Annotated in this window: 7 protein-coding genes and 1 pseudogene; 2 read left to right on the top strand and 6 right to left on the bottom strand. The window is 73.7% G+C overall.

From position 1 onward, the window contains the following. Nucleotides 1-376 (top strand): annotated as a pseudogene (locus ABFX54_RS45540) (TetR/AcrR family transcriptional regulator); the annotation flags it as partial. Nucleotides 377-980: 604 nt separating this feature from the next. Here the strand turns inward: ABFX54_RS45540 and ABFX54_RS45535 are convergent. The 5 genes from ABFX54_RS45535 to uppS form a co-directional block, all read right to left on the bottom strand. Then, a complete protein-coding gene (locus ABFX54_RS45535) occupies nucleotides 981-1,499 on the bottom strand; it encodes an FBP domain-containing protein (protein ID WP_346113253.1) in 519 nt (172 codons plus the stop codon). Nucleotides 1,500-1,636: 137 nt separating this feature from the next. Beyond that, a complete protein-coding gene (locus tag ABFX54_RS45530; protein WP_346113252.1) occupies nucleotides 1,637-2,497 on the bottom strand; it encodes an SMP-30/gluconolactonase/LRE family protein in 861 nt (286 codons plus the stop codon). Nucleotides 2,498-2,653: 156 nt separating this feature from the next. Then, nucleotides 2,654-3,538 (bottom strand): pentapeptide repeat-containing protein, encoded by an 885-nt coding sequence (locus ABFX54_RS45525; RefSeq protein WP_428834644.1) that lies wholly within the window; start codon nucleotides 3,536-3,538, stop codon nucleotides 2,654-2,656. 133 nt (nucleotides 3,539-3,671) lie between these two features. Beyond that, entirely contained in the window at nucleotides 3,672-4,442 is a 771-nt protein-coding gene (locus ABFX54_RS45520; RefSeq protein WP_346113251.1) for a GNAT family N-acetyltransferase, read from the bottom strand. A gap of 74 nt (nucleotides 4,443-4,516) precedes the next feature. Further along, on the bottom strand, nucleotides 4,517-5,293 hold the full coding sequence (gene uppS / locus ABFX54_RS45515) for a polyprenyl diphosphate synthase (protein WP_346113250.1): 777 nt from the start codon (nucleotides 5,291-5,293) through the stop codon (nucleotides 4,517-4,519). Between the two features lie 98 nt (nucleotides 5,294-5,391). Between uppS and ABFX54_RS45510 the strand changes: the two genes are divergently transcribed. Next, nucleotides 5,392-6,132, top strand: a complete 741-nt coding sequence (locus ABFX54_RS45510; RefSeq protein ID WP_346113248.1) for a helix-turn-helix transcriptional regulator — start codon at nucleotides 5,392-5,394, stop codon at nucleotides 6,130-6,132. An 86-nt stretch (nucleotides 6,133-6,218) separates the two neighbouring features. On the opposite strand, the gene ABFX54_RS45505 is transcribed toward ABFX54_RS45510, so the two are convergent. Then, the gene (locus ABFX54_RS45505; RefSeq protein ID WP_346113247.1) at nucleotides 6,219-6,497 is read right to left on the bottom strand and encodes a hypothetical protein; all 279 of its coding nucleotides are present in this window, start codon (nucleotides 6,495-6,497) and stop codon (nucleotides 6,219-6,221) included. Between the last annotated feature and the right edge of the window lie 33 nt (nucleotides 6,498-6,530).

Here is a 6,530-nt window from a genome sequence, read left to right as displayed (position 1 = left end):
GCTCGGGCGTGACGGGGTCGTGGCGGTGCTCGGGGTGCACCGGCTCTCGGCGGCCGAGGAGGCCGTACGCGCCGCGCCACCCGAGGCCGAGGTCACCGCCGTGGTCGTGACCCGTTCACCTGCTGAGATGCTGCCGCTGGCCCGGCTGGTGATCGCCGAGGTCGGCACGTGCCTGCGGCAGGCGTTCCCGAAGGCGGCCTGGCCTCGGCTGCGGATCGTGTACGACGAGTCGGGCGCGCTGGCGGCGGGGGCCGGGGTCGCCGAGCCGGGGGACATGACGGAGGTCGCGATCCGGGTGCGTTCAGGGCGAATCGTCCTGCGCGCCGAGGGCTTCGGCGCCTGCCACGCGGCAGCGTCCCAGCGCGACCGACCGTAGCGGTTCCCGGAGGTGGCCGGCCGGCGGGCTCGCGGCCCGGTGCGGGGGCCGAGGTGGGGGCGGGGTCGATCGCGGACGGGGGGCACGATCGACCCCGGCTGCGGAGCAGGCCGTAAGCGCCGGTGGCAGCACCGCCACGGCGGTCCACGTACGAGCTCGCATGACACCCTCCCCCCCACCGTCGGCCTGACATCAGAGTAGGAAGGGCCGGACCGGCGGGTCGAAGGACAAATACCGCCTCCGGGAGCGTACTTTTCCCTTGGCAGGACCTTCCCCCTGGTGCGCCCTTCCTGGGCGGGGCCCGATGGCGAGGGCCGGCCGCCTGTCATGGTTTCGGCTCCCGACGGAACCGGCAGGGGTGGACGGACGGTCCAAGTCATGGGCGACGTTCACGCCGGTGCCCCGCCGCCCGCCGTCCGTCTGTGAGCGGCCGCGGGTCCCGCGGAGCCGGCTGACGCCGCTGACGGCCCTTCCCGTCCGCGGGCGCGCGCTGAGCGTCGCCCCCCGCCAACATCCCAGCCGCCGGGTGCCGCCCCCGCCGACGTCCCAATGCCGGACGGCCCCCGCGGCGTCACAGACGCCGGGTGTCGGCCCCGCAGCCGTCCTATCCGCGTGTGCCGGCGAGGGCGCCGTCGAGGACGCGGTCGAGGAAGGAGTCGAGGTTCGCGGCGGCCCTGACGACCCGCTCCCCGACGGTGAGCGACTCGAACCGCTCCCCCAGCTCCGTCTGCTTCTTGTCCCGGACGTAGAGCGAGCAGTCCAGGTCGGCGCACATGTAGAGGCCGACCGTGTTGCCCTGGCGGCCGGCCGGGCCGACGCGGGGCGCGGTGAACAGGGCGACGCCCGGGCCGGTGTGCGGTGTCACGCAGACCGAGCAGAGCGTGGTCTTGGTGACGCTCCTGCGCACGCCCTGGGCCAGGCGTAGCGCCACCCCCACGAAGCCGTCGTCCCGCTCGGCGACCAGGTAGGCGCGCTCGGGCGCCCCCGGATCGCGCCAGCCCAGGAAGTCGAGATCGGGCCAGGGGGCGCGGAGCAGGTCGCGGGGGACGCCGAGGCGGCGGGCCTCGCCTTTGGAGCAGTTGACGAAGCTGGCGCGGATGCCGGCCTCGGTGATGGGGGTCATGACGGAACGCCTCCAGTATCCTAGGGTCTCTAGTTTCAACCTAGAGATCCTAGGCATGGAGGTGCAAATCTTTTGTGCGGGACCAGAGGGCGGAAGGTCGGACACGAGCTCACGGGGCGCGAGCTCAGCGGACCGGCTCAGAGGGCGGCGGGCAGCACCGGCAGGCCGTGTACGCCGGGCTCGGCCGTGAACAGACTGCCGGCCAGCGGCTGCTCCGCGCGGTCCACGTCGAGGGCCGAGGTGGTGATGAACAACCGGTCGAGGTTCTCGCCGCCGAACGTGACCGCCGTGACCTTGCGCGCCGGCAGGCTGATGACGGCGTCGAGCCGCCCGTCCGCGTCGTACCGGTGCACCGCCCCGCCCTGCCACAACGCCACCCAAACGCCGCCCTCGGCATCCACCGTCAGGCCGTCGGGGCCGCCCTGGGCCGGGTCCACGACGGCGAACGGCCGCCGCCCGCTCAATCCGGTCTCGGGGTCGTAGTCGAGCACGTCCACGCGCCCGACCCCGGTGTCGGCGTAGTAGGCCCGCCGCCCGTCCGGGCTGAAGCCGAACCCGTTGGAGATCGTCGTCCCGGCCAGCACCACGCTCAGCTCGCCACCGGTGCCCGCCACGTAGAGCGAGCCCCGGCCAGGGCCCGCGTCGTAGGCCATGGTGCCGATGTAGAAGCGGCCGTCGGGGTCGCAGCCGCCCTCGTTCATCCGGATCGACGGGTCGCTGAAGGCTTCGCCGAGGGAGCGCAGCGGGGCGTCCAGGTCGTCGGAGTCGGCCAGCAGCAGCTCGCGCTCGGCGGCGACGACGTAACCGCCGTTCACGCGCGGGCGTACGACGGCGGCCACGGTGCCGACGTGGCGGCGGCGTACGTTCCCGTCGTCGCCGAGCTGCAGCACGTCGCCGGCCATCATGTCCACCCACCGCAGGCCCCAGCGGCCGGACCACACGGGTCCTTCGCCGTGCTCGGCGACGGGGTCGGTGACGGGGTGCGCGGTGATGGTCATGCCGCCCTCCTTGGCGATGGCACAAGTACAGATCATGACCTTATGCGCAGCCGCCACTTCCGCACCTCCCGGCCCGACCACCCGGACCACCCGGACCACCCGGCAAGCCGTAGCCGCGATCCGGCGAGGGCGGTGCGAGTACCGGTGTGAGGCTGGTCAGCGGCGGCGGCCTCGTGATGGTCGCCGGGCCGGACGGGGGCGGTTGGAGGGGGCCGGGGCGCTCGCTTCCTCCGCCCAGTGCCCGGGGCGGGCGAGCGTGGCGGGCAGGCGGGTGGCGGCGTCGCCCCTGGCCGCGTTGAGCTGGGCCTGGGTGAGGAAGACGGCGCCGGTGAGGTCGGCTCCCGACAGGTCGGCACCGCGCAGATCCGCGCCGATCAGGTCGGCCCGCCGCAGGTCAGCGCCCCTCAGATCGGCTCCGATCAGGTACGCCCCGCGCAGGTTGGCACCCCTCAGCCGGGCTCCCCGCAGGCGGGCGCCGATGAGGTCGGCCCCGCGCCGTTCCACGCCCTTGAGCCCGGCGCGCGCCAGCTCGCTCGTACGCAGCAGCAGCTCGTTGACCCCGGCCCGGTGGGCGGCCACGTCGAGCCGTTCCAGGGCGCCGGCCGGCTCCCGGGTGAGCCGCTCGGTCTCGTCGAATGCCTGGCGCAGGGAGGCGTGGACCGGCTCGGCCGCCTCCAGGGTCAGCGCCTCCGCCAGGTACCACTGCAGCTCGTGCAACTGCCGCATGACCGGGAACACCGCGTACATCCGCGCGGCCGTCTCCGGCGCCTCGCGCCAGCTCCGTCCCTCGAACGTGACCTGCGAGACCTTCTGGCCGGCGCCGAAGCAGTCGAACACGGTGCAGCCGGGGAACCCGCGGTCCCTGAGCCGGTCGTGGATGGAGCAGCGGAAGTCGTCGCGCAGGTTGTGGCAGGGCTGCCCGGCCTCCTTGTCCACGGCGAAGTCGGCCGAGGCCGAGAACGGCAGCGCGACGCAGCACAGCCCGAAGCAGTTCTCGCAGTCGGCGGTCAGGCCGAGCTCGCGCGGATGGGTCGCGGACAACGCGCTGGTCTCCTCACGGGTGCTGAGCTGAGGCGGTCCGGTCACGGGGGCTGGACACAAGGCGGTCCACCAGCGTACTCACGAGTGCTGGGCGGGCGTGTTCATCAGCGTACTCACAGATGGACGTACGGCCTCATGGATGGACGTACGGCGTCGTCGTGGTCAGCGGCGCGAACCCCAGCCGCTCCAGGATCGGCCGGCTCTGGTCGGAGGCGTCCACCTGGAGGTAACGGTAGCCGCGCGCGACCGCCTCCCGGGCCCGATAGGCCACGAGCGCCCGGTAGACGCCCTTCCCCCGCCAGCCGGGCACGGTGCCGCCACCCCACAGGCTCGCGAACGCGGTGCCCGGGTGCAGGTCCATGCGGGCCGCGCTGATGGGCGTGTCGCCGGCCATGGCGACGACGGCGATGACGGTCCCTGCGGCGAGCTGGGCCGGCAGAGCCTTCCTGAGGTGCTCGTGGACGGCGCCGAAGGCGAGGTCGTGCACGTCGGCCAGCAGGTCGACGCCGTCCTGACCGGTGACCGGGACCAGCCGCACGCCCTCAGGCACCGCCTCAGGACCTTCGGCGATGCCGGCGGCCTCGGCCACCATGAGCGTCTCGGCCGGTTCCGGGACGAAGCCGGCGGCCAGGAGGCGGCGGTCGAGGTCGGCGCGCCGGTCGTGGGCGTACAGCTTCCACTCGAACGGCCGCCCCAGCACCCCGAAGTACCGCACCTGCTCGGCGATGGCCGCGTCGGCGTCGCCGTCGCCGAGGCCGGACCACAGGACGCCGTTCCAGCCGTGCTCGGGCCCGACCATGCGCACGACGTCGCCGGCCCGCTCGACCACGCTGCCCGAGCCCTCGGGCGCGGCCTCGCGCCGCAGCTCCTTGTCGAACACGGCCAGTACTTCGTCACGATTCATCCGCACACCTCACCAGCCGCCCCTGCCACCGGGCAACCGGTTTACGCCGCTCAGGCCCGCCCGCGCCCCGCGCGTCAGCCGCCGTAACGCCGCTGCCGGGCGGAGAAGCTGCGCAGGGCGCGCAGGAAGTCGATCTCGCGGAACGCCGGCCAGTACGCCTCGCAGAAGTAGAGCTCGGAGTAGGCCGACTGCCAGAGCAGGAAGTTCGACATGCGCTGCTCGCCGCTGGTCCTGATGACCAGGTCGGGGTCCGGCTGCCCGGCCGTGTAGAGGTGGGGGGCGATGTCGTCCACGGTCAGCGCCGCGGCCAGCTCCACCATCGACTGGCCCTGCTCGGCCCGCTCGTACAGCAGCTCGCGCAGCGCCTCGACGACCTCCTGCCGGCCGCCGTACCCGATGGCCAGGGTGAGGTGGAAGCCGGTGGCGCAGTCGCGGGTCGCCTCGACGGCGCTCTTCAGCGCGCGCGCCGTGCTGTCGGGCAGCATGTCGAGCATCCCCGCCACATGAACCTGCCAGCGGGCGTCAGGACGGTCGAAGTGCTCGGCCACGAGCTGCTCGATGACGCGCAGCAGCGTGGCCACCTCCTCGTCGCCGCGGCGCTGCAGGTTCTCCGTCGAGCAGAGGAACACGGTCACGTGGTCGATGCCCAGGCCCTCGCACCACGACAGGACGTGCGTGATGTGCTCGGCGCCGTATTTGTGGCCGATGCTGGGGTTGGCCATGCCCATCCGCTTGGCCCAGCGCCGGTTGCCGTCGATGATGAGGCCGACGTGGCGGGGCAGAGGGCCGGTCATGACCTGCCGCCGCAGGCGCCGGGCGTAGAGGGGGTGAAGGAGGTCGGTCATCCGCATCCCTCAAGGATGGACCCACCGGCGGACCGGAATCCGATCTTTCCCGATTTCCGGCTCAACCCGATGGGCCGATACCACCTTGCGGGAAGGCGGCGATCATGACTGAGCCGGCCGGCCGTGCGCTCGGTGAGTTCCTGCGCTCCAGGCGCGAACGGCTGACACCCGAGCTGGTGGGGCTGCCGCCGCGCCCGCGCCGCCGCACGGCGGGGCTGCGCAGGGAGGAGGTGGCCGAGCTGGCGGACATCGGCATCGACTGGTACGTACGCCTCGAACAAGGCCGCGCCGTGACCCCCTCCCCCGCCACGATCGACGCGCTGGCCGGCGCGCTGTACCTCGACGAGACCGAGCACGCCCATCTGCGCACGCTGGCCCGCCAGACGGCCCGGCCGGCGTTCACCAGGGAGCGGGCTCCGGAGGGCTCGGCCCGCCTGGTGCACAGCCTCGACCGGCCCGCCTACCTGACCGGCCGCCGCTGGGACGTCCTGGCCGTCAACGCCGCCGCGGCCGAGCTGTTCACCGGGATCGACCGGCTGCCGCCCGGCGACCGGAACGTGCTGGTCTACCTGCTGCTCACGCCGATGGCCCGCCACCTGTTGGGCGACGGCTGGGCCGGGCAGGCGCGGCACGCCACCGCTCAGTTCCGCGCCGCCTTCGATCTGTGGGCGCCCGACGCGGCCTTCACCAGTCTGGCCGCCCGGCTGCGGCGGGGCTCGCCCGAGTTCGGCCGCTGGTGGGAACGCCACGACGTCGCGCGGGGCGGGGCGGGCGGCAAGGTGCGGGGCGGGCGCGCGTACGGCTACGCGACCTTCCGGGCCAACGAGGACCCGGTCTCCGCCTGACCGTCTACACGCCGCGCTGACGCCCGGCCGGGCGCCTCCGCTTGGAGCCCCGTCCCGTGCGGCGGGCTTCGCGTCCCGTGCCGTCGTCAGCGGTGTCCGAGGGGCTTCCCGCCGCCGCCCGGGAACGTGAGGACCGACGGCACGGTGCCGCCGTGCGCCCGGCCGAACTCCTCCTCCACGGCGGCCAGCCGGTCACCGGTGGTCAGGACGGAGATCTTCCACATGCCGCCGCCGTCGCTCCCCGAGCCGGCGACGGGCGCGAGGTCGATCGAGACGGCGAGCCCGGTGCGGAGGAGGTGGTGCGCCAGGTCGACGGCCCGGTCCTCACCCTCGACATTCGTGTGTACCTCGATCGTTTCCGCCATGGCGCCGTCCTTCGCGGGGGTGGGACCCCACCC

It is taken from the genome of Nonomuraea maheshkhaliensis, assembly GCF_039529435.1.
Classification (GTDB): Bacteria; Actinomycetota; Actinomycetes; order Streptosporangiales; family Streptosporangiaceae; genus Nonomuraea; species Nonomuraea maheshkhaliensis.
This window is presented reverse-complemented; position numbering and strand designations above follow the sequence as displayed.

Coding starts and splice junctions, on each gene's coding strand:
- ABFX54_RS45535 (WP_346113253.1), bottom strand. CDS start 1,499: ATGACCCCCATCACCGAGGCCGGCATCCGCGCCAGCTTCGTCAACTGC.
- ABFX54_RS45505 (WP_346113247.1), bottom strand. CDS start 6,497: ATGGCGGAAACGATCGAGGTACACACGAATGTCGAGGGTGAGGACCGG.
- ABFX54_RS45530 (WP_346113252.1), bottom strand. CDS start 2,497: ATGACCATCACCGCGCACCCCGTCACCGACCCCGTCGCCGAGCACGGC.
- uppS (WP_346113250.1), bottom strand. CDS start 5,293: ATGCGGATGACCGACCTCCTTCACCCCCTCTACGCCCGGCGCCTGCGG.
- ABFX54_RS45520 (WP_346113251.1), bottom strand. CDS start 4,442: ATGAATCGTGACGAAGTACTGGCCGTGTTCGACAAGGAGCTGCGGCGC.
- ABFX54_RS45510 (WP_346113248.1), top strand. CDS start 5,392: ATGACTGAGCCGGCCGGCCGTGCGCTCGGTGAGTTCCTGCGCTCCAGG.